Raw genomic sequence first — 22,509 nt, 5'->3', positions numbered from 1 at the left:
TTACAGAATATTGCGTCCCCCCGATAGGAGTTCGTTGATGTCCGAGTCATCCCCCGGCTTTTTCCGCCGCCTTTTCCGGCGACTGTGGCGCTTTGTCGATGTCTCCCGCCGAATCGTCGTGAACCTGGTCTTCGTCGCGATCGTCGCGCTCGTCGTCGCCGCGTTGATCGAACGGGGCGGGGCGCGGATCGAGGAAGGAAGCGCGCTGGTGATCGCGCCTGCGGGCAGCATCGTCGAGCAGAAGGTTCCGGGCGATCCGTCGCTGTTGCTGATGATGAACAGCGACAAGCAGACCCAGCCGGTGCTGCGCGACATCCTCGACGCGATCCGTGCGGCGAAGACCGATACCCGGATCAGCGCGCTGGTGCTCGATCCGACGAATCTGGACAACGCCTCGCTGTCGAAGGTCGAGGAGATCCACGCCGCGGTGATGGACTTCAAGCGCAGCGGTAAACCTGTCTATGCCTATGGTGAGAACCTCGGCCAGGGGCAGTACCTGTTCGCGTCGGCAGCCGACCGCTTCTTCCTCCATCCTTTCGGCGGCGTGCTGCTCTCGGGGTTTGCGCGCTATCCGACTTATTACAAGGGGCTGCTCGACAAGCTGGGCGTCAAGATGCAGGTCTTCCGGGTCGGAACCTACAAGTCCGCGGTTGAACCCTATCTGCGCAACGACATGTCCGATGCCGACCGCGAATCGGCCAAGGCCTATCTGGGCGCGGCCTGGGAGAGCTACCTCGCCGATGTCGCGAAGGCCCGCAAGCTCGGCGTCGATCAGGTTCGCCACTATGCCGACGAGGCGCCCGCACTGCTGCGCGCGGCCGGAGGCAATCCGGCCCGTGCTGCACTGTCGGCCCGTCTGGTCGATGGCCTGAAGACGCGCGACCAGTTCGATTTCATGCTCAAGTCGGCCGTCGGTCCGGCGGCCAACGGCAAGGATCCCAAGCTTGCGAGCCTGGACGACTACCTGAGCGACGTGCGCGGCAAGGTGCAGATCGACAAGGATCAGATCGGGGTCGTCGTCGTCCAGGGAACCATCGTCGACGGTCAGGGGGGCTCGGGCAATGTCGGTGGCGAAGCGATTGCGGCACAGCTGCGCCAGGTCCGCGAGGACAAGGCGATCAAGGCTCTGGTCCTCAGAGTCGACAGCCCCGGGGGAAGTGCCTGGGCGTCCGAGCAGATGCGCCGCGAACTGGATCTGACGCGCGCGGCCGGCAAGCCGGTCATCGTGTCGATGAGCTCGGTCGCCGCTTCGGGTGGTTACTGGATCGCGATGGCGGGCGATGAAGTCTGGGCGAACCCGACGACGATCACCGGGTCGATCGGCATCTTCGGCCTGATCCCCGACCTGTCCGGTCCGATCGCGAAGGCCGGTCTGGGCGTCGATGGCGTCGGGACGACGCCGCTCGCCGGTGCTCCGGATCTGCGCCGCCCCCTGCCGCCGCAGGCTGCCGATCTGTTCCAGCAGACGATTGAGGAAGGCTACCGGCGTTTCATCGGCATCGTTTCCCGGGCGCGCAAGATGGCGCCCGAGCAGGTCGATGGCCTCGGTCAGGGCCGGGTCTGGATTGGTAGCACCGCGCGCGAGAAAGGCCTGGTCGACCATCTGGGCGGTTTCGACGCGGCGATCGAGGCGGCCGCAAAGCGGGCCAAGCTCGACAAGTACCGGGTCAGCTTCATCTCCAAGCCGCTGTCGGCTCGCGAACGCCTGTTCTCCAGCCTGCAGAGTTCGCTGGCGCCCGAAGGCAAGGAATCGGTCTTCGCCCAGGGGGCGGTGGCCGGCATGATGCGCGAGATCAACGCTGCGGCGAGCTCGCTCTCCCGCTGGCAGGATCCGGCCAACGCCTACGTGCACTGCCTCTGCGCGGCGCCGTAATCGGGTGCGGCGGATTGCTCCATGCGAGCAGTCCGCCGTGCTGTCAGTGAAGACTACTTGATGTCTTCTGCTGCGATCGTCTTCACGGCCCGGCCGTTTTCGTCGAGAAAGACCATCGAAGCCTGACCGGCTTGGGTGACCTTGAGCTCGATCCGGGGGCGCCCCTTGCCGTCGAGCAGGCTCAGCATCGAGTTCTGCCCTTGGGTCTTGCCGAGGTAGACGCGCTGCGTGATCGCACCCTCTCCCTTGTTGTTGAGCTGATTGTCCCGGTCCGAGAAGACTGGACGCGTCAATCCATCAGCTACGTCATTGAAGCTGAGCGCCGCATAGTGCTTGCCTTCCTCGTCCACGCCGAGCAACTGCATCTGCTGATCCTGCTGGTAACGGTCGAAAGTCAGACTGAGGCCGCTTGACGGTTTGCCATCCTGATTCTTGGCTCCATTGAAAACCAGACCGCCGTTTTCCGTACCCTCATCGTTGATGAACAGCATGCCCGCCATAGGACGAGGATGAGCGATTTCCTTGTTCCTGATGAAAGCGCCGGGGAATTGTGCGCGGTTCGAAATGGTCATCCGTATCGTTCCGTCAGGCTCACGGATGTTGATCCGCTGGGCGTCGATGACGTCGAACTTCTCGTTGCGCAGCGTCGCGGCGCCCATCAGCAGGCCTGAAACGACCAGTGCGGAGACTCCGCAGCAGAGGAACTTCAGGCGGCGTTGGGATGCTTTGAGCTGGCGGATTTCAGCCAGCAGTTCTGCTTCGTTTTCCATTCTTCTCTCCTGTGTCCGGCGGCATTGTGTGCCGCCTCTATCCCGTCGCTAGTGGCGACGGTGCAGGATTCTACTGTCCGCTTAAGAGGGTAATGTCCTCCTGGCGGCTCCTTTGATAGCCGAGGCGACATCGGGCGGGAGGAGAGTGGGCCGGTCGGTTTTTTTTAGGGGGGGGCAGAGCGGGGCGAGAGGCTCAGGGCAAGTGCGGATTGCCCCGTCGGGCAATCCGCCGCTCCGCTTTGATCCGAGGACGCCTCAGCTCGCCGGTTTCGGCGCGCGCAGCAGCACAAGCAATGCGCCTTCGCCGCCGTCGTGGGGCTTGGCCTGGCAGAAGCCGAGGATCTCTTCGCGCTGGGCGAGCCAGTTGCGGCTCAGCTGCTTCAGGATTCCGACCCGGCCCGGCGAACGCAGGCCCTTGCCGTGGATGATGCGCACGCAGCGCTCGCCGCGCGCGAGCCTCTGGGCGAGGAAAGCCCCCAGCGCTTCGCGCGCTTCGTCGCGGGTCAGACCGTGCAGGTCCAGTTCGGCCTGAACGATCCAGCGCCCGCGCCGCAGGTCGACGAGAAGCCGGCGCGGCAGGCCGTCGCGCAGGAAGGCCGGCTCATCGCCCATGTCCAGCCTGTCCTCGAAGCTGATCGGCTCATTGACGCTCTCGTTCAGCACCTCCCGGTCGTCGGCCTCGCGCTGCAGAGGCCTCGGTTCGGGTGCCGGGCGCGCGATCTCGGCGCGGCCCGTCTCGGGCAGGCTGTGCGCGGGGCCCACCGCGTGCAGGAACAGCGATGCCGGATCGTCCGGATCCGGCGCGCTGTCCAGCCAGGCTTCGATCGACATCTCGCTCTTGCCCGGAGTGCGCGGCATCGCCGCGCGGGGCGCGTTGAGCAGTGAGGGGTCTATCCGCCCGCTCGGCGCGAGGGCAATGACGTCCTGCATGGCGGAGCGGTAGGCCGCTGCGTCGCTGAGGGGCGCGCGCGGGCGTGCGGGAGCGGTTTCGATCTTCTCCTCGCGCTCTTTCGGGCGCGGCACCGGCGCCGGGCGGGGGCGGGCGATCTCGGCCTGATCGCTCGCAGGCAGGCGCACAGCGCCGCTCATCGCTTGCGCGAAGTCGATGTCGCCCGCGGGCTCGGGGCCCTTTCTGGCCTGCTCGCGCAGTTTGTCGATCTTGGTGCGTGGCGCCTGACGGACTTCCAGCGTCTTCAGCACCGCGAAGGGCGACGGAGTCTTGTCGCTTGATTTCTTCATGATTCCACCTTCATTGGCGAGTGGACTCGCTCCGGCGCCCCCGGTGGGGGCGCCGGTAATCGCCTTCCCGCTCTCAGGCGGTCTTGCCCAGACTGTCCAGATAGCGCTCGGCGTCGAGCGCGGCCATGCAGCCGGTTCCGGCGCTCGTGACCGCCTGGCGGTAGATGTGGTCTTGCACATCGCCGGCAGCGAACACTCCGGGGATGCTGGTCTGGGTCGCATTGCCTTCGCGTCCGCCCTGGGTGACCAGATAGCCAGTCGCGTCCATTTCGAGCTGACCCTGGAAGATCTCGGTGCTGGGCTTGTGACCGATCGCGATGAACACGCCAGCGAGCGCGATGTCGCGCGTCGCTCCGCTCTTGACGTTCTTCACGCGCACGCCGGTCACGCCGGAATCATCCCCGAGCACTTCGTCCAGCGTCGAGTCGGTCTCGAGCACGATCTTGCCCGCGGCGACCTTCTCCATCAGGTGGTCGATCATGATCGCCTCGGCGCGGAACTTGTCGCGGCGGTGGATCAGCGTGACGCGGCTGACGATATTGGCGAGGTAGAGCGCTTCCTCGACGGCCGTGTTGCCGCCGCCGACGACCGCGACTTCCTTGTTGCGGTAGAAGAAGCCGTCGCAGGTCGCGCAGGCCGAGACGCCGCGACCGGCGAAGGCTTCTTCGGACGGCAGGCCGAGGTATTTCGCGGTCGCGCCGGTCGCGATGATCAGCGCATCGCAGGTGTAGGTGCCCGAATCGCCGATCAGCGTGAAGGGGCGCTCGGTGAGTTTCGTCGTGTGGATGTGGTCGAACAGGATCTCGGTGTTGAAGCGGCGGGCATGGGCTTCGAAGCGGGCCATCAGGTCCGGGCCCTGGACTCCGTCGGCTTCGGCCGGCCAGTTGTCGACTTCGGTCGTCGTCATCAATTGGCCACCCTGGGCGAGACCTGTGATCAGGAGCGGTTTGAGGTTCGCGCGCGCCGCATAGACGGCGGCGGTGTAACCGGCGGGGCCGGAACCGAGGATGATCAGGCGCGAGTGCCGGGTGTTTTCAGTCATTAGAGGATCTCCCAATCGAGTGGAGTGCAGTATATCCGAGGCGCCCGCGCTGTCCGGACGCGGTGCATGTGCGATAATCGGCTCTCCAAATGGCATAAAGTTCCCGCGCCCGATGCGGAAGCCGCTTGCACCCAGAATCACCTGATCCGGAGAGCATCATGAGTACGATCAATAGCGTATCCCTCACTGCTTTGCGCACTTTCCCGATTTTTCAAGGGCTGGCCGATGACAAGCTGCTTTCGATTGCGCGCTGCGCGATCATGCGACGGGCTACCCGAGGGGCGACTGTGGTCAATGCGGGCGACCGGACCGATTACGTGTACTTCGTGCTGACCGGAAGCCTGAAAGTGCTGGTCAGCGATGAGGACGGCCGCGAAGTGATCCTGACGATGATCGGCCAGGGCGAGATCTTCGGCGAAATCGGCGTCGTCGACGAGGAGCCGCGCTCGGCGACCGTCGTCGCGGTGACCGCCGCCGACCTCGTGACGATCTCGATGAACGACTTCCGCCGCATCCTGCAGGAGAACTTCGAGGTCGCGCTCTTCCTGATGCGCAATCTCGCGCGTCGGCTGCGTCTGGCCGACCGCAAGATCGAGAGCCTGGCGCTGATGGACGTCTATGGCCGGGTCGCGCGTCTGCTGCTCGATATGGCGGCTGAGGACGGCAATGGCCGCATCGTCAAGCGCAAGGTCTCCAAGCAGGACATCGCCAAGATGATCGGCGCCTCGCGCGAGATGGTCAGCCGCGTCATGAAAGATCTGCAGAACCAGTGCCTGATCCGGGATACCGAGGAGGGCATCCTTCTCTGTGACCGGATCGAGGAAGTCTGAACACCCTCCATTTCCGGTTTGCGCATGTTCCCTTCGCTGTCCCGTCGCCCCCACGCTCCGCTCCCCGAGCGCATGTCTGCCCTGCTGCGCGAAGCGCGCTGGCTGCTGTTCGGCGTCTTCGGCCTCTACCTGGGTCTGATCCTGTGGGGTTTCCACAAGACCGACCCGGGCTGGTCGCACGCGGTGCATACCGATCTGGTGCTGAACCCGGGCGGGCGCTTCGGCGCCTGGTTCTCCGATCTGCTGCTGTCGCTGTTCGGAATCTCGGCGTGGTGGTGGGTCGCGCTGCTGGTCTGGGGAATCGTTGCCGGACTGAGGCGCTGGCGGCGCGAACTCGAAGGCTCTCGCCGCTCGGCTTTCCTGATCCTGTTCGGCTTCACGGTTCTGCTGCTCGGCTGCTCGGCCTTGGAGTCGCTGCGCTTTTACGGCCACACGATCCCTCTGCCCGGTGAGCCGGGCGGGGCGGTCGGCATCGAACTCGGCGGCGTCGTGATGCGCAACCTCGGCTTCACCGGGGGCACGCTGGTGTTGCTCGCGCTGCTCGCTGGCGGCGCGAGCCTGTTCTTCGGTTTCTCGTGGATCAACGCGTTCGAGCGCTTCGGCTATTGGCTGGAGAGCGCGTGGATAGGCTTCTCCCAGCACTTCAGCGCCTGGCAGGATCGCCGCGAAGGCGCGAAAGTCGCCGAGAAGCGCCAGCAGAAGGTTCAGAAGGAACGCAAGAAGGCCGAAGTCGCGCCCAAGGTCGAGATCCACATCGAGGCTCCGGTCGTCGAGGCTCCGCGCTCCGAGCGTGTCGAGCGCGAGCGCCAGCAGCAGCTCTTCGCTGATGCGCCGGAAGGTTCGATCCCGCCGCTGTCGCTGCTCGATCCGGCCTCCCACGACGTCGAGCCGCCTTCGGTCGAATCGCTCGAATACACGTCGCGGTTGATCGAGCGAAAACTCGCCGACTTCGGCGTCGAGGTCAAGGTGCTCGCGGCCTATCCGGGCCCGGTCATCACCCGCTACGAGATCGAGCCGGCGGTCGGCGTCAAGGGCAGCCAGATCGTCAATCTGGTCAAGGATCTCGCCCGCGCGTTGTCGGTGATGAGCATCCGCGTCGTCGAGACGATTCCCGGCAAGAGCTGCATGGGCCTCGAATTGCCGAACGCGAAGCGGCAGACCGTGCGCCTCTCGGAGATCCTCGGCTCGCAGATCTACCACGACAACCATTCGGTGCTGACGGTCGGGCTGGGCAAGGACATCGGCGGCAACCCGGTCGTCGCCGACCTCGCGAAGATGCCCCACCTGCTGGTGGCCGGTACGACTGGCTCGGGCAAGTCGGTCGGGATCAACGCGATGATCCTGTCGCTGCTCTACAAGGCCGGGCCGGACAAGGTCAGACTGATCATGGTCGACCCGAAGATGCTCGAACTGTCGATCTACGAGGGCATTCCGCACCTGCTCTCGCCGGTCGTCACCGACATGAAGCACGCCGCCCATGCGCTGAACTGGTGCGTAGGCGAGATGGAGCGTCGCTACAAGCTGCTCTCGGCGATCGGCGTGCGCAACGTTGCCGGCTTCAACAAGCAGGTGCTCGATGCGCAGAAGAACGGCAAGCCGCTGACCAACCCGTTCTCGATCACGCCCGAGAGCCCCGAGCCGCTCGCGACGATGCCGGCGATCGTCGTCGTCATCGACGAGCTCGCCGACCTGATGATGGTGGTCGGCAAGAAGGTCGAGGAACTGATCGCGCGGCTTGCGCAAAAAGCGCGCGCCGCAGGCATCCACCTGATCCTCGCGACGCAGAGGCCTTCGGTCGACGTGATCACCGGTCTGATCAAGGCCAACATCCCGACCCGGATGGCCTTCCAGGTTTCGAGCAAGATCGACTCGCGGACCATCCTCGACCAGATGGGCGCGGAATCGCTGCTGGGCATGGGCGACATGCTCTATCTCGCGCCGGGGACCGGGATGCCGACCCGCGTGCACGGTGCTTTCGTCGCCGACGAGGAAGTGCACAAGATCGTCGAATTCCTGAAGACGACCGGCGAACCCGATTACGTCGAGGGGATCCTCGACGGCAGCGAAGAGGGCGGCGGCGAGCTGTCCTCGGGCGGCGAGGGAGGCGAGGGCAGCGAGCAGGATCCGATGTACGATCAGGCTGTCGAAGTCGTGCTGAAGACGCGTCGCCCGTCAATCTCGCTGGTGCAGCGCCATCTGCGCATCGGTTATAACAGGGCTGCCAGACTGATCGAGCAGATGGAACGCTCGGGTCTCGTCTCCGCGATGGGGACTAATGGCAACCGCGAAGTGATCGCTCCCGCCCCGCGCGAGGAGTGATCCGTCTCAGGAGTTCTGATGTCTTTCCGTATTCTTTTGTCCGCCGCCGCATTGCTGCTCGCCCAGGGCGCATCCGCTGCCGCGCTCGACGATCTGCACGCTTTTCTCGACAGCGCGAAAAGCGCGCGCGCGAGCTTCTCGCAGACCGTCATCTCCCGCAATGGCAAGGTGACCCAGCGCGCCTCGGGCTCCTTCTCGTTCCAGAAGCCGGGGCGTTTCCGCTTCGTCTATCAGCAGCCTTACGCCCAGATCATCGTCGGCGACGGTCAGAAGCTGTGGACCTACGACAAGGAGCTGAACCAGGTTACCGTCAAGGCGGTCGGCAAGGCGCTGGGCGCGACGCCCGCGGCGCTGCTGACCGGCGACGGGCAGCTCGAGCGCAACTTCACGCTGCGCGACGGTGGCGAAGCTCAGGGCCTCGCCTGGGTCGATGCGACGCCCAAGCAGCAGGAAGCCGGTTTCGAGAAGGTCAGGATCGCTTTTCATGGCGGCGCCCTGGTCGGCATGGAAGTGCACGACAACTTCGGTCAGACCACTTTCCTGAAGTTCTCGTCCTTCGAGCGCAACGTGCATTTCGACGCCGGCGAATTCCGCTTCACGCCGCCCAAGGGGGCCGACGTCGTCGGCGAGTGAGGCTGTGGCCGACCTTTTCGCAAACGAACCCACGCCTCCGCTGGCCGAGGCGCTCAGACCCCGGGTTCTCGACGAAGTCATCGGGCAGTCCCACCTGCTCGGCGAGGGTAAACCGCTCAAGCTCGCTTTCCTGTCGGGCAAACCGCATTCGATGATCCTGTGGGGGCCGCCCGGCGTCGGCAAGACGACTCTGGCGAGGCTCACCGCGAAAGCCTTTGCGTGCGAGTTCATCGCGCTGTCGGCGGTGTTCTCCGGCGTCAAGGACATCCGGGGCGCGATGGAGCAGGCCGAGCAGAACCTCGCCCAGGGCAAGCATACGATCCTGTTCGTCGACGAAATCCATCGCTTCAACAAGTCGCAGCAGGACGCGCTGCTCCCCTATGCCGAGAGCGGTCTGGTGACCTTCATCGGCGCGACGACCGAGAATCCATCGTTTGAAGTGAACTCGGCGCTGCTGTCACGGGCTCAGGTCTATGTGCTCAAATCGCTGACCGACGACGAGCTCAAACAGCTCTTTGCGCGGGCCTGCGAAAAGGTTTTGGGTCACCTCGAGTTCGACGCCGCGGCGGTCGAGACGCTGATCGGCTACGCGGACGGCGATGCCCGGCGGCTGTTGAACCTGCTCGAGCAGTGCAATACCGCGGCCGGCGCGGCCAAGGTGAGCCATATCGACGCCGCTTTCATCCAGAACGCGCTGAGCCTCAATGCCCGGCGCTTCGACAAGGGCGGGGACAACTTCTACGACCAGATCTCGGCGCTGCACAAGTCGGTGCGCGGCTCCAACCCTGACGCGGCGCTCTACTGGCTCTGCCGGATGCTCGACGGCGGCGCGGATCCGCGCTATCTGGCGCGGCGCATCGTCCGCATGGCCTGGGAGGACATCGCCCTTGCCGATCCGCGCGCGATGCAGATCGCCAACGATGCGGCCGCCACCTACGAGCGGCTCGGCTCGCCCGAAGGCGAGCTGGCGCTGGGCCAGGCCGTCATCTATCTGGCCGTCGCCGCGAAGAGCAATGCCGGCTACAAGGCTTACAACGAGGCGCGCGCCTTCGTCAAACAGGACAAGAGCCGCGAAGTGCCCGTCCATCTGCGCAACGCGCCGACCAAGCTGATGAAGGAGCTCGGCTACGGTCACGACTATCGCTATGCCCACGATGAACCGAATGCTTATGCTGCTGGTGAAACCTATTTTCCTGATGGCATAGAAGAACCTGGTTGGTATCAGCCAGCACCAAGAGGCTTGGAGATCAAGATTGGTGAGAAGCTGGCCCTGCTGAAAAAGTGGGATGAAGAAGCTGGCGATAAATGACTAGACTGAATACGGGGGAGTGCATGGCTGATCAGAAATTTATGATCGCAACAAGGAATAAGAAGGGGCAAATTGGCTATCTATCTGAAGGACTTTCTCTTCCTGAATTTGCTGATCTTTTTAAGTCAAAAGGTGAAGTTCAAGTTTTGGTGGACTACTCGCCAGTCATTGAAGAGCTGCATAAGTTGCACAAGATGGCGAGTAGTGAGGGCATCCTCAATAAATACAATGCCATGTTCAATTTTTGGCAGGATGCGAAAACCTATACCAAAGAATCATTGAAAATATCCAAGAGCGAAGAATTGAGCAGGCAGGCCAACTCTTTGGTCAATGAACTCCATCTTAAACTTCAAAATGATGGTAGGGAGTTGAGTTTGAAGTGGTCCTCTCCGCCGAATGAATGGCGGGATTTTGTGAACTCCATTAAGAGGGATTCGGATATCTACATTGATACCTTGCTGTGTTTTATTCACTCAAAGGCTTCTTTGGATATTGATTCGTTCAAAGGTGAAGCGGTTCTGTCTGGCTATGGGAAGTTCCTTCAGGAATTCGTCTTTGATATCTACTCCCGGCTTTTGAGAAGTGGATGGCAGCAGGATTCCTACCTTAAATTTATAGCCTTTGAACAACCTGAAAAATTACAGAACTATCTGAACCTCGAAGGTCAAGGCGAGACTTCAGATCAATTTTTTCTGCGAGTTCTGAAGGAACAAAAAACCTACGGTGGACATGATGAACACGAGGGCTACTATCGTGAAGTGTCCATTCGCTTTGGTGGCTTCTCCAATGAATTTGTTTCAATAGTAGAGGTGTTTAGGGACCTTCTCTATAAGATCTCATCGGTAAATGCCTTCCTTGAGAAACTGCGGGAGGGAAGCCATCAATGGGACGATAGTTCTGAATCTGTAGATGAGCTTCGGGAAAACATTCGCCTGTTTAAGTAAAGTGGCGACATGACTTCTTCCGTTAACTGGATTGCTGCCTACAACCGGCTCTTCATCCTGCTGGATAGGAGAGACACTCCGACCTATCACAGCGGCCCTAGCTTCTTGCGCATGGTGCAGCAGGTTGATCCAGGCTCGCCTAGTTATGAGCAGTTGATGCCGCTAAGGCAGCGGCAAGGAAAGAGCACATCCCGCAAGTCCTTCTATTGGGACATCATTCTTGAGCTTCCTGAGCAACAACGGTTCCAACTGTTCAGGTTGTTCATTGATGAGCTTCAACCTCATGCCAAGGACGAAGTTGATGCCATCAGGGCAATCGTTTTTGGTGGCGGTTATGCCGTTCCTACCACGGTTGTTCCTGTGGATCTTTGGAACTCTGAGAAGCTTAACAACAGCCTCAAATGCATTGATCATGCGATTGACGCCCACCAGTACAACCGGGCAACAACGTTGAGCTATACCTGCCTTGAAGGGCTCTACAAGACTTATGTTCGCAAGCATGTGCCTGAGCAAGCTGGGCTGACGGATCTCCTGCCGTTGTGCAAAGTGGTGAAGGATGACATCTGCAAGAAGCTTCAGGCACAAGGCCCGTTTCCTTTTGAGATTGTCAATGCAATGCCCACGCTGACCAATGCGATCGCGAACTCGCGCAATGGCTTCAGTGAGTCTCACTTTGGTGATGAATCCCAGAGGTGGCTTGCCATTTTTGCTCGTGATCTGACCAACTCCATTGGTCGTCTTATGCTCAATTTCATGTAGTAGCGGATGAGTAGAAAACAGGGGAAAAATGACCGCCTCTAAAAAATGTGCTTTATGCGAATTGCCCTTATCAGGGAAAAATCGCTCCAAAGAGCACATCATCCCCAATGCTATTGGCGGCCGAAAGAAAACCACTGGCTTTATCTGCAACGCCTGCAACAACAAGCGTGGGGAAAACTGGGATTCTGAGCTGGCCAAACAACTCAACTGGTTTTCTTTGGCACTCGGAATCAGCAGAGAACGAGGTGAGTCACCCAAACAGATTGTCCAGACTGTTGAAGGTGAGAAGTATTGGTTGCTCAATGATGGATCGTTCACCCCAGAGAAGTCTTCTTATTTAGAAGAGGATCTTGGGGGCAAGATCAAGATCAATCTGACGGCCAAGACTATTGAAGAGGCAAAGCGGCGTATCAAAGGTATCGCTAGGAAGTATCCAAAATTTGATGTTAAGAAGGTTTTGAGTGAACTAGAGGTGAAGACTGATTTTCTAGACACACCTCTTTGTGTCAATTTGTCTCTTGGTGGTCCTGATGCTGGTCGCTCTTTGGTAAAGACTGCCTTTGCATTTGCTTCTGCATGCGGTGTTGCACACGGCGAATGTGGCAAGGCTATTCAATACCTGCTTGATGAAAGTATTGAGGATATTCCCTTTGGATTTTCCTACCTGTCAGACTTCATCCAGAACAGACCCAAGGACAAAATCTTTCACTGTGTGTCCTTGCATGGTGATCCAAAAACCAAAATGCTATGGTCTTACATAGAGTATTTTGGAAATTTTCGGATAGTAGTGTTGCTGAGTGATAGCTACAGTGGGAAATTCATAAATGAGATTTACTCAGTTGATCCCCTAGATGGCAGTTCAGTTGGGGTAAGAGTGAGGTCAGATGTCAGTGCTGAAGAACTAGCATTGATATGGTCAGGAAATGGTTTGAATCACGAGAACTACAAAGCAGCGGCTGACTATGCACTACCTATCATTCATGAGAGAGGTCGTAGCAGAACTCTTGACAGAACCGTTCAGGAAGGTTTTGACCATGCTGCTAAACAGCTTGGGGTCAAAAAAGATGAAGTCATTCCAAAAGAAAAGGCTGCGGAATTCACGGCATTCATGATGGAAAAAATTTCTCCTTACATCGAGCACCTGGTTCAAAGTTCTCATATAAATGAACCATAAAAAATTTACAGTGATGTGTTCTTTGATTTAGGTATTTAGTTAATTTCATATGATTTTCACTGATACAAGAAAAATATCATTTGTTCATCCCGGTTTGCCGAACGGCTGCATATCACCCAATATTTTGACTGAAGCAGATTTGGAAGAATTTCCAGGAATGGCTGGAACTGGCTTCATTGCAAGGCGAGGTGATCGGCTCTATTACATCACTGCTCGTCACTGTCTGACAAAAGACCACAAGACAGATATTGGTGTGCTTGCTGCCAGATTGCATATTCCCTTCAGGCTAGAAGGTAGAACGGTAACAACATCAGACTATGTGCAATTTGAACATGCACTATCACTGAAACACGATTCGGAGGACTTGCCTGGTGAGTTGATTGACTTGCTGGTGCTTCTCATCAGCAAGCCAGTCAAAGAAAAGGATAGAAAACATCTTCTTTTCAGGGCTGTAAAGCTTCCTCCAACTGGGCAGTGGTTAGATGGCTTCTTTGAACAGTCATTGGTCCAAGAAAGCATTTCTGATGGTAGGGGGCCAAAATTCACTGTCATTGGGTATCCGAAATATGGAACCAGTAGCGAAATATCCTATCCTGAGAAATCGGGTGACAGTCTGGAGGTCAAGACACAGGCTGCAAAATTTCATGGCTACCTTGCGGAAGGATTTTGTCCTGATAGGTTCAAACTCACAGGAGTCACTTGGGAGCATGATTTGAATGGATTCAGTGGTTCTCCTGTCTTCGTTGCATTCAATAACGAACACGGCCCTCAATATGGCCTTGCTGGCATGCTGGTCACTGGTGGGAACGGCATGGCTCAGTTTATAAAAATAAGTGTCATTACACAAGCATTGAAATAAGAAAGCACCCAATTGGGTGCTTTCTTATTTTTGCTTATTGGCTCGCCATTCATTGAATTCTTCTTCGCTGAGTTGCATGTCATCAATCCACCATTCCTTGTAACCAGTACCCCATTCGTATCAGCCAGTCCCGCGAGGGCTGGAGGTGAAGATCGCCGAGAAGCTCGCTCAGCTCAGGCTCTGGGACGAGGAAGCCGGCAAGAAGTCCTAGCTGTAGAGGTTCAATAGGTTGTTTCGGGTGCTCACCCGGAGAAGTTCTGAGAGACAGGAAATCGCCAAACCCCCAGTCACCCTCGAACAGGACTCCGGATGAACATCCATAAGAATGCCCGATTGACGTATCTTCGTCGCCTTGAAATAGTTCAGGACATGACCGAACGTGGTCTGCCCGCCTCCGAGGCGGGTGCGCGCTACGGCGTGAGCGCCGTCACGGCCCGCAAGTGGCTGGGGCGTTATCTGTCGGAGGGCGCGGCGGGGCTGCTGGACAAATCCTCACGCCCGTCCTGCTCACCTTGCGCCATTACGCCGGGCGTTGCGCTGGCCATTGTCGAGCTGCGCCGCAAACTGTTCCTGCAGGCGCGCATCGCCTCCTACATAGGCGTGTCCAAAGCCAAGGTCAGCCGCGTGTTACGCCGCGCGGGCTTGTCCCGACTGAGCGACCTGCAGCCCGCCGAGCCGGTGCAGCGCTATGAGCGCGAAGCGCCCGGAGACTTGCTGCACATCGACATCAAGAAGCTCGCGCGCTTCGAGCAGGTCGGCCACCGCATCACGGGTAACCGGCGCCAGAACAGCCGCGGCAGCGGATGGGACTATCTGTTCGTGGCGATCGACGACCATTCTCGTACGGCCTTCACTCAGATCCATCCGGATGAGCGCCGGGAGAGCGCCACCCGTTTCCTGCGCGCCGCGACCGACTACTTTGCGACACTGGGCGTGCCGATCCAGCGCCTGCTCACGGACAACGGCTCCGCTTTCCGCGCCCATGACTTCCGGCGCGTGTGTGTCGAGCTCGGAATCACGCACAAATTCACGCGCGCCTACCGGCCGAAGATCAACGGCAAGGCCGAGCGCTTCATCCAGTCCGCGCTGCGTGAATGGTCTTATGGCCACGCCTACCGGAGATCGGATGAACGCGGAGTCGCCTTGGCTGACTGGAACCACTTCTACAACTGGCACCGCCCGCACCAGGGCATCGGCAGCCAAGTCCCGATGTCTCGTCTCCCAGCAAAACATAACAACGTCTTGACTCTTCACACCTAGCCGCGCGCTCGACGGAGCGCGCGTTCGTGGCAAAAATGTTGCCTTGTGCCGCTGCAGGAGCACGGCCCCTGGCTTATCATCGGCACCTTGTTGCCGGAACGGAAAATTACAATGCTCGACATCCAGACCCTACGCACCCAGCTCGACGACGTGGCCAGCCGCCTCGGCGCGCGCAATTTCAAATTGGATACTGCCGCCTTCCTGGCCCTCGAAGAGGAGCGCAAGGCGCTGCAGACCCTCACCCAGGACCTGCAGGCCAAGCGCAACAGCCTGTCCAAGCAGATCGGCATGCTCAAGGGCAAGGGCGAGGACGCCTCGGCCGTGATGGCTGAAGTGGCCGGCCTCGGCGATGAGCTCAAGGCCAACGAACAGGCTCTTGCTGCGCTCCAGGACAAGTTCAACGACTTCCTGTTGCGCATCCCGAACCTGCCGCACGAATCGGTTCCGGTCGGCAAGGACGAAGCCGCGAACGTCGAAGTGCGCCGCTGGGGCAAACCTGCCGACTTCGCGTTCGAAGTGCTCGACCACGTCGATGTCGGCGCGGGCCTGGGCCTCGATTTCGACACAGCCGCCAAGCTCTCCGGTGCCCGCTTCGCGCTGCTGCGCGGCCCGGTCGCCCGGCTGCACCGCGCGCTCGCGCAGTTCATGCTCGACACCCACACCGGCCTGCACGGCTACACCGAGTGCTACACGCCCTATATCGTCAATCCGGATGCACTCTATGGCACGGGCCAGCTGCCCAAGTTCGCCGAGGACATGTTCCGGGTCGAGAAGGGCGGTGCGGACAACATCGTGACCCAGTACCTGATCTCGACCGCCGAGATCTCGCTGACCAACACGGTCCGCGAATCGGTTCTGAAGGGGGAGGATCTGCCGCTGCGCCTGACCGCGCATTCGCCGTGCTTCCGCTCCGAGGCCGGCTCCTACGGCCGCGACACCCGCGGCATGATCCGCCAGCACCAGTTCGACAAGGTCGAGCTGGTCCAGATCGTCCGCCCTGAAACCTCGTACGCCGCGCTCGAAGAGCTGGTCGGTCACGCCGAAGCGATCCTGCAGAAGCTCGAGCTGCCCTACCGCGTCGTCTCTCTGAGCACCGGCGACATGGGCTTCTCGGCCGCGAAGACCTACGACCTCGAAGTGTGGCTGCCGGCGCAGAACACCTACCGGGAAATCTCGAGCTGCTCGAACTGCGAAGCCTTCCAGGCCCGCCGGATGCAGGCCCGCTTCAAGAACGAGCAGGGCAAGAACGAACTCGTCCATACGCTGAACGGCTCCGGCCTCGCGGTCGGCCGTACCCTGGTCGCCGTGCTCGAGAACTACCAGCAGGCCGACGGCTCGGTCAGGGTCCCGAAAGCGCTGCAGCCCTATATGGGCGGAGTCGAAATCCTGACTCCTGCAAAATAAACTTTGCTTTTTTCGAAAAAGCCTGTATATTTGCGAACTCGGTTTCGACCCGCGGAGAGGTGGCAGAGTGGTCGAATGTACCTGACTCGAAATCAGGCGTAGGCGTTAGTCTACCGTGGGTTCGAATCCCACCCTCTCCGCCATAGATTCAGGCAAACCCCCGTACAGCGAAAGTTGTGCGGGGGTTTTGCTTTTGGCTTCGGCAAGCGCACGCCGGCTATCCGCCATGGGATAGCCAAAGCAACACCGAAGTGGTTTGCCGCTCGATGCGATACCAATGGCAGGGGTGCAGACGGCGGGTCAATCGCAGCCGGAGTCAGACCATTTGCTCTCCGCGGAAACCGGGACGATTTCCTGTTAGGGATTGGGGGCGTTGATTGCGGCGGTAATTAGGAAGACGATGCTGATCAACGCCGTGGCGAAGCCGACCATGCAAATGAGGGCGGCAACGCGCGGCCAGCCGTTGGTCTTTGCGGCAACGCGCCCCGAGAGTAAAAAGCGTATGAAACGCAATTGAATGCGCCAGTGTCCTGGGTAACGGGAAAAGATTTGATGAAAACGAGGCGCGCCTAGCTGTTGGTACATGTCAGGAGCCTGCGATCGCAGCCCCCGGAGAACAAGCGGAACCGTTGCGTAGGATAGAGTCACAGAGCCAAGCAGGGACAAAACGGAAATGGGCGCTGACACGAGAAAGCCCTAACTTTTTCATAGAAATCGGTCTCGAAGCCTAACACCGCCCGGTGCTTTCTAGCGCTGGTCTTTCGGCACCAGGAAAGTCCTTGCGCTCGTTTCAGCTGGTCGGTCAGGTGCCTGCCCATTCGCAACCAGAACGATAGTCTGCACACCGAGGTGATCTAGTTGCTTGGTAAAAGCGTACATCAGGTTTCATAGCGTCGCTAGCCTGTTGTGCTGGCCTCTGCAGAGGCTTAGGTGCCTTTGAGTTGGTTTGTGGTGGGGTACGAGGAGGCCTCACCGAGAATTGCCGCACAAGACAATTCCAGGGCCTGATGCTGAGCGCTGAAATCGAAGCTCAGGTATAGCTGCTTTACGTCCATCGTATGAGATGGTGCCCAGCGTCAACCGAAACTCTTGGGGGGCTTCCTCTGGCTCCTTGAAGAAGAGGAAGTACATCGTGCCGCCTTTGGTGTCGCGCGACTTGAACTCCGGGACTGCGGGGGCTGGATTTGCTGAGCGAGGGAACTGCCCCATGAGCCAGTACTCGGCGCGAGTCGGCCGAAGGCTTGCTTGGTAGCTTTCAGCGGCGATGTTCGCCTCTCCAGAGAAGTCGGCGATGACAGGCCGTGACGGAACCGTAAGTTCCACAACGATGGCGGGTCTGAAGCCAGCCCTGCCTCGAATGTCTGTTGAGACACTGGCCTGAAATGCGTATTGATCTAGCGAGTCGAGGTACTGATAGATCGTGAGATTGGAGCATGACTTCAGAGGCTCCTCTGCAAACGCTTCCGTGCAGATGGCGACGGAAAGAAGACACGACAGTGCGAGCCGACGGATGTCGATTCGAACCATTGAGTGAGGCCTAATGTTCGAGATGAGTGGCAGGATCAAGCGCAGCGTGAGCCTCTTCGCTCGGTGGAGGGGTTAGGTGCCAAGCACCATTTCATAGGCATCTGTCTTTTCCGCAAGCACGGTGAAACCCAGCCGCTCATAGAGGTGCTTGGCAGGATTGGCCTTGAGAACACTGAGCCGCAGAGACGCGTTTTGCAAGCGAGCCTCCGTGATCAAGGACTGCAAAAGCATAGTGCCAAAGCCCTTGCCCTGGATCGAAGGTGCTAGTTGAATTTGCACGAGTTCCCACTGGTGAGCTTCCCGTACAACTTTGAGCAGACCGACGGGGTTACCCGCCTGAAGAAGCACCTCAGCACAATTAAATGCAGCGCGGATACGGCATAGGTGTTCAGCTTCTGTTGCGACGATGCCCGCTGCCGCAAGGTGCGGTCTCATTGTTTTTAGGCGCAGTTCCAGCAAGAACGGTACGTCTGCCTCTGTGGCGGGGCGGAAGCTCAGTGGTTCCATCGGAGACTAACGTTCAATTTAGACAGCAAAAATGCGCCCAATCTGTCTTGTTGCTGCTTAGTTTGGCTAGGCGCGCCTGACAAGAGTGCATTAACGGGGTCATAACGGGGTCAAGTCTTGCATTCAATCATTTCGATGTGATGCAGACCTGATCTCAATGGCTTCTTGGCTGGCTTTTCAGGCCTTGCCGGGTCACGATGTCCCCTCGATGGCCGATTGGAGTTGGCTGACGAGAAGCGCCGCTTCCAAAGAGTTCATCTCCACCGGATCCCCGAAGGCCGTGACTGCACGTACCATCACCGACGATGTTGGCTCGGCCCAAACGCTGACAAGCTCATACCGGAGCAGTTGCTCAGGCGGCTGAGCGAGTAACTGCCGCTGGAGATCTTGAAGGAAGGCACGATCCACGCCAATGCGGGTGGAAAACGCGGCATCAGGGATGCCGACGCCGTTGCACACTTCATTCAATGCATTGACGATTCCCAGTAATTCGTCATTTGATAGCGAGACCAGCGAACGTTCGCCAGACTTAAGGACAAGGTGCATGGAATTTGGGGCCTGAGACGCGAGCCTGTGTGCCTGAAGAAAAGGTAACCGTCGCCGGTGCGCGGCAGAGGATGCCAAGCTGCGCGGCAGTTTGGCGTCCCGTTGCCGGACTTGTCAGGAACTGATTGCCTTGTGCAGAGCGGTTATAGATGCCACCCATTCGTCTGGCCCAGCCTCATCCCAAAGCTCCTTTAACTCGGAGTTTTCACTGACAACTCGTGCAAGAAGGCGCATTGCCTTTTTAATGAGTTCAGGGCCAGGTTGGATGTTAACGGACTTGACCCATTCATCGATCTTTTTGGTGTATGAATCGGTTTGAGTGCCTCTCCCCCGCAGCTTGGCCAAGACTTCAACTGCCGCGACGGCAGTGGAGGCCTCCGGCGCCTCGAGATAGTCTTCGGCCTCAAGAGCTTGGTCCAGGGCTGTTTCAACGAGTGAGAGGTCGTTTACGCTTTCCAGGTCGTAGGCCCAGTCGTTTGCGTCATCGTTGCCGAATGGCTCGTGCGACCATGCTCCCATTCTGGTTCTCCCTAATTTGCAGAAAGTTAACTGGATGATTGGGGGAGGCTGCCTTTCATTGTCGCGTTCTCCCTATCCAGGCGCGGCAGGGTAACGGAGAATGGCTTGCAGTCTTGGTTTGCTGGTTGAGCTGCTTCTGGATTAGACAGAATCGTACATCTGCTTTCAATGCGTCGCTACCCTTCCGGGCTGACGCGGTAATCAACGAGACAAGGCACGCTTGCTGGCGGGTGTGAAGGCGGTTCAGGCGGAGCATGCTCCGTTGGATTATCGCTGCTGGGAAACGGGGGAGGACCGGTACATCAGTGCCATCCACGCCGGACTTTGCATGAACTACGTACCGATGTGCGAATGCGTCCAGCAGACGATGAACGCTGCAGACGGAGGGCTTGGCGAGCTCAACGAGCCAGCTTGATGTGGGCAAAGCGCGGGGATTTGAGCTGAAGCTTTTGTTCTAGTGCTTGTACGTTCAGGCCCGTCTCCACTGCGGTGGAACTGGCTACGGCCCGGATCAGGGTGCTCTGGCTCGGGGCTTTGCGTTTCTGCTGGTTGGTCTGGGGCATGATGCGGATCCGTGAGCGTGTAGCGCTCACTTTAACTGGCTGGCTATGATTTGTCGCTGGTGGCCTGGGAGGGGATGCCTGATTTGCACTGGAGCCGTCGTCTGACGAAGGAAAGGGTAGAGGCTGCATTGATCATGACGGTGATCGGCAAGCCGGAGTGGGCGCAGAACCGCATCACGCATCAATGCCGATTCCTGCGTTCAACCGACCTGACATCACAATTGCGCACATGAATGTCTTGAACTGCTCGATATTGCTCGACGGCGGATGAGGTTCGGACAGCACGGAGGCAAGACCAAAAAGCTTTGTGTACAACCCGGCCTGCTGCGGACCGATATCTCCACCAAATGCGAGCATATGGACAATTTGACTAGAGGTAATCTGTCTCTGGTCAGGAGCGGATCCCCAACGACGAACAACAGGGTCCTTTAGCTCACACAGCCTGCCTCGCACTGCCTCGACTGGTCGGCCGTCAATTTCCAGGTCCGACAAAAATCGAAGCAGCAGTAAGAGAGCTGGATCCTTCGCATCATTCGGTAGCCGAGCCAGAAGCCATTCTTCTGCCTCTTTACTGATTGGGTAATTGATCTTGGCGAAGCAGCCGAAGGGGCGATCTGCAATATTGGCACGGCACTCTCGGCAGTGCTCCTTGTACTTCCCAATCGCCTGCGCCTGCGCCACGAGTTGTCCGATGGCCATCGGAGCCTGTTCGGTAGTTCCATCGGGTCTTACTTGATTCACTCGTACTTCGTGGCTGCCGAGAATCGTCTCTATTGGCAGAGATGGGTTGGATTTGCGAATCTCTGCCACCGCAAACTCGGCCAGGCTCATATATCCGACCAGAACAGAAAGCTTCGCTTCTGGAACATGCTTGCGAACCTCGCAAGGGAATTTGAGTGCATAGTCTAACGCCATGAAAAATTCTCAAAAATTGTTGCGCACACTGTGGTGCCAAACTTTGTTATAGAGATCGGTTTCGCCGCCTAACACCGCCCGGTGCTCTCTAGCTCTGGGCTTTCGACGCCAGGAAAGCCGTTGCGCTTGCTTCGGCAGATCGGTCAGGTTCGCAATGCACCCGCTCCCGCACTTCCGCCTGCATATCGAAGAGGTTGTTTATGCTGGATGGAAGGGTACATCTGATTCCTTGGCGTCGCTACCCTTCCGGGCCCGGGCTGTGGAGATTGAGGGGAGGGGGGCAGGCGAGCCCTTGAGTCGCCCCCGATTCCCTGGGCAGATCCCAGCTGCCGCTCGCACGACCGGCGACTCCGACGATGGCCAGCCTGATCGGTCGATATAAAAAGCGCGAACCTTCTTCTGACAAGACCGTCTCTGTTCCGACTGTGCTCACAGGAGGTGCTGATGCAAATCGATGTTCGAATCGCGACCCGCGAGAACTTTCCGCCGATCCGGCTGGCCGGGCTCATCTGGGAGGGAAGCTACGCGCAGGCTGCAGCCGGTGCGATCGGCGAGGTGATGAACGAATTGCGGCGCCGTCTGGCGCTCGCTCCGAATGCCCGCATCATCGGTGTTTCGTGGACCGGCCGGCCCGGTGGGTTCCGTCATTTTTGCGGGGTGGAGGTGGGCTCTCGCGACGTGGCCGCTGACGACTTGGCGCGGATCGAGATCCCTTCTTTGATCTGCCTGAGCATGCCCCATCGCGGCGGAGATGCTACCGATGCCTATGCCTTTCTGATGGCGGAACGCGACCGCCTGGGGCTGCTCGCGTGCGACGACCCGAGCATGATCGACGAGCTTCTCGAGGATGGCTCGATGAGGCTGTGGCTTCCCGTTTCAGCTGGCTGCCCGAAATAGCTGTTCGCAGCGGTGTTCTTGGTGCCGGCTCTGAGCTTTCCGTGCGGGCTTGGCGATCCGCTTCAGCCTTCCCGCGCCTCCGTCCCCAGCTCCAGGTCATAGACGTGCTGGGTTTTGACCGGAGCAAAGCCCAGGCTTTGATAGAAGCGGTGCGATTCGCTGCGCGCGGCATTCGAGCGGACCCGCAGCTTGGCAAAACCTTGGGCGCGCGCCCACTGGGCCGCCGCCGCGATCAGGGCTCGGCCGACGCCGCGGCGGCGGGCCTGGCTGCCCACGACCAGACCGCTGATCTCGCAGCTCTCGCCGGATTCGAGGCTGCAGCGGCGCTCGACGCCGAGCCAGGCAAGCGCGTGCGCCTGCTCATCGCGGACGACGAAAATCCGCTGCAGGGGGGATGCGAGCATCCGGGAGAGGTTGGCGCGGGCCTGCTCTTCGCTCAGCGCATAGCCGAGTTCGCCCGACAGCGCGGCGATGGCCGCTGCGTCGTCGAGGCGGGCCGTGTCGATGCGGATCATCGAATCCATGGAATAACCCCGAAGCAAAGCGATGATTCTACGTGCGTTGCACTTCACCGCGGCTTCGCGTAGCGGTCAGCGACCAAAGGGGGCGAGGTTAGGCGC

The 22,509-nt window shown here is 59.3% G+C and carries 23 protein-coding genes and 1 tRNA gene; 13 read left to right on the top strand and 11 right to left on the bottom strand.

What is annotated here, in order from left to right:
• The first annotated feature begins 37 nt into the window (after positions 1–37).
• Positions 38–1,873 carry a signal peptide peptidase SppA gene (sppA, locus tag ACHFB9_RS10965; RefSeq protein ID WP_417067125.1) on the top strand — a complete coding sequence of 612 codons (1,836 nt, stop codon included), beginning with the start codon at positions 38–40 and terminating at the stop codon, positions 1,871–1,873.
• Positions 1,874–1,926: 53 nt separating this feature from the next.
• Here the strand turns inward: sppA and ACHFB9_RS10960 are convergent, their stop codons facing one another.
• The 3 genes from ACHFB9_RS10960 to trxB form a co-directional block, all read right to left on the bottom strand.
• Positions 1,927–2,643 carry a hypothetical protein gene (locus ACHFB9_RS10960; RefSeq protein ID WP_417067124.1) on the bottom strand — a complete coding sequence of 239 codons (717 nt, stop codon included), beginning with the start codon at positions 2,641–2,643 and terminating at the stop codon, positions 1,927–1,929.
• A gap of 255 nt (positions 2,644–2,898) precedes the next feature.
• Entirely contained in the window at positions 2,899–3,882 is a 984-nt protein-coding gene (locus ACHFB9_RS10955; protein WP_417067122.1) for a Smr/MutS family protein, read from the bottom strand.
• A gap of 73 nt (positions 3,883–3,955) precedes the next feature.
• Positions 3,956–4,924 (bottom strand): thioredoxin-disulfide reductase, encoded by a 969-nt coding sequence (gene trxB / locus ACHFB9_RS10950; protein WP_417067120.1) that lies wholly within the window; start codon positions 4,922–4,924, stop codon positions 3,956–3,958.
• Positions 4,925–5,082: 158 nt separating this feature from the next.
• Here trxB and ACHFB9_RS10945 point away from each other — a divergent pair, with 158 nt between their 5' ends.
• The 11 genes from ACHFB9_RS10945 (at position 5,083) to ACHFB9_RS10895 (ending at position 16,558) form a co-directional block, all read left to right on the top strand.
• A complete protein-coding gene (locus tag ACHFB9_RS10945; protein ID WP_417067119.1) occupies positions 5,083–5,754 on the top strand; it encodes a Crp/Fnr family transcriptional regulator in 672 nt (223 codons plus the stop codon).
• A 24-nt stretch (positions 5,755–5,778) separates the two neighbouring features.
• The gene (locus tag ACHFB9_RS10940; protein ID WP_417067118.1) at positions 5,779–8,073 is read left to right on the top strand and encodes a DNA translocase FtsK; all 2,295 of its coding nucleotides are present in this window, start codon (positions 5,779–5,781) and stop codon (positions 8,071–8,073) included.
• An 18-nt stretch (positions 8,074–8,091) separates the two neighbouring features.
• Positions 8,092–8,706 (top strand): outer membrane lipoprotein chaperone LolA, encoded by a 615-nt coding sequence (gene lolA, locus ACHFB9_RS10935; RefSeq protein ID WP_417067117.1) that lies wholly within the window; start codon positions 8,092–8,094, stop codon positions 8,704–8,706.
• A 4-nt stretch (positions 8,707–8,710) separates the two neighbouring features.
• Entirely contained in the window at positions 8,711–10,015 is a 1,305-nt protein-coding gene (locus tag ACHFB9_RS10930) for a replication-associated recombination protein A (RefSeq protein WP_417067115.1), read from the top strand.
• Between the two features lie 23 nt (positions 10,016–10,038).
• Positions 10,039–10,959: a hypothetical protein gene (locus tag ACHFB9_RS10925; protein ID WP_417067113.1), complete on the top strand. Its 921-nt coding sequence runs from the start codon at positions 10,039–10,041 to the stop codon at positions 10,957–10,959.
• 9 nt (positions 10,960–10,968) lie between these two features.
• Positions 10,969–11,718 carry a hypothetical protein gene (locus ACHFB9_RS10920; protein ID WP_417067112.1) on the top strand — a complete coding sequence of 250 codons (750 nt, stop codon included), beginning with the start codon at positions 10,969–10,971 and terminating at the stop codon, positions 11,716–11,718.
• Positions 11,719–11,746: 28 nt separating this feature from the next.
• On the top strand, positions 11,747–12,892 hold the full coding sequence (locus tag ACHFB9_RS10915) for an HNH endonuclease (protein ID WP_417067110.1): 1,146 nt from the start codon (positions 11,747–11,749) through the stop codon (positions 12,890–12,892).
• 49 nt (positions 12,893–12,941) lie between these two features.
• A complete protein-coding gene (locus tag ACHFB9_RS10910) occupies positions 12,942–13,751 on the top strand; it encodes a hypothetical protein (RefSeq protein ID WP_417067109.1) in 810 nt (269 codons plus the stop codon).
• A gap of 309 nt (positions 13,752–14,060) precedes the next feature.
• On the top strand, positions 14,061–15,011 hold the full coding sequence (locus tag ACHFB9_RS10905; RefSeq protein WP_417067108.1) for an IS481 family transposase: 951 nt from the start codon (positions 14,061–14,063) through the stop codon (positions 15,009–15,011).
• 111 nt (positions 15,012–15,122) lie between these two features.
• Positions 15,123–16,415, top strand: a complete 1,293-nt coding sequence (gene serS / locus ACHFB9_RS10900) for a serine--tRNA ligase (RefSeq protein WP_417067106.1) — start codon at positions 15,123–15,125, stop codon at positions 16,413–16,415.
• Between the two features lie 53 nt (positions 16,416–16,468).
• A tRNA-Ser gene (locus ACHFB9_RS10895) sits at positions 16,469–16,558 on the top strand.
• Between the two features lie 214 nt (positions 16,559–16,772).
• On the opposite strand, the gene ACHFB9_RS10890 is transcribed toward ACHFB9_RS10895, so the two are convergent.
• The 7 genes from ACHFB9_RS10890 to ACHFB9_RS10860 form a co-directional block, all read right to left on the bottom strand.
• A complete protein-coding gene (locus ACHFB9_RS10890; protein WP_417067105.1) occupies positions 16,773–17,000 on the bottom strand; it encodes a hypothetical protein in 228 nt (75 codons plus the stop codon).
• A 384-nt stretch (positions 17,001–17,384) separates the two neighbouring features.
• Positions 17,385–17,942 carry a hypothetical protein gene (locus ACHFB9_RS10885; RefSeq protein WP_417067104.1) on the bottom strand — a complete coding sequence of 186 codons (558 nt, stop codon included), beginning with the start codon at positions 17,940–17,942 and terminating at the stop codon, positions 17,385–17,387.
• A gap of 72 nt (positions 17,943–18,014) precedes the next feature.
• The gene (locus ACHFB9_RS10880) at positions 18,015–18,449 is read right to left on the bottom strand and encodes a GNAT family N-acetyltransferase (protein WP_417067103.1); all 435 of its coding nucleotides are present in this window, start codon (positions 18,447–18,449) and stop codon (positions 18,015–18,017) included.
• Positions 18,450–18,641: 192 nt separating this feature from the next.
• Complete coding sequence (locus ACHFB9_RS10875; RefSeq protein ID WP_417067102.1) at positions 18,642–18,995, bottom strand: hypothetical protein; 354 nt, start codon at positions 18,993–18,995, stop codon at positions 18,642–18,644.
• 114 nt (positions 18,996–19,109) lie between these two features.
• Complete coding sequence (locus ACHFB9_RS10870) at positions 19,110–19,514, bottom strand: DUF4259 domain-containing protein (protein ID WP_417067100.1); 405 nt, start codon at positions 19,512–19,514, stop codon at positions 19,110–19,112.
• A 398-nt stretch (positions 19,515–19,912) separates the two neighbouring features.
• Positions 19,913–20,077, bottom strand: coding sequence for a hypothetical protein (locus tag ACHFB9_RS10865; RefSeq protein WP_417067099.1), 165 nt, complete (start codon positions 20,075–20,077; stop codon positions 19,913–19,915).
• Between the two features lie 174 nt (positions 20,078–20,251).
• A complete protein-coding gene (locus ACHFB9_RS10860) occupies positions 20,252–20,992 on the bottom strand; it encodes a hypothetical protein (RefSeq protein ID WP_417067098.1) in 741 nt (246 codons plus the stop codon).
• A gap of 444 nt (positions 20,993–21,436) precedes the next feature.
• On the opposite strand from ACHFB9_RS10860, the gene ACHFB9_RS10855 reads away from it, so the two are divergent.
• The gene (locus ACHFB9_RS10855; protein WP_417067097.1) at positions 21,437–21,889 is read left to right on the top strand and encodes a GyrI-like domain-containing protein; all 453 of its coding nucleotides are present in this window, start codon (positions 21,437–21,439) and stop codon (positions 21,887–21,889) included.
• A 62-nt stretch (positions 21,890–21,951) separates the two neighbouring features.
• Here the strand turns inward: ACHFB9_RS10855 and ACHFB9_RS10850 are convergent, their stop codons facing one another.
• A complete protein-coding gene (locus ACHFB9_RS10850) occupies positions 21,952–22,413 on the bottom strand; it encodes a GNAT family N-acetyltransferase (protein ID WP_417067095.1) in 462 nt (153 codons plus the stop codon).
• Positions 22,414–22,509: the final 96 nt, after the last annotated feature.

It is taken from the genome of Niveibacterium terrae (assembly GCF_048213115.1).
Taxonomy (GTDB): Bacteria; Pseudomonadota; Gammaproteobacteria; order Burkholderiales; family Rhodocyclaceae; genus Niveibacterium; species Niveibacterium terrae.
Note: the sequence above shows the minus strand (reverse complement) of the source record. Positions and strands in the feature narration are given on the sequence as shown.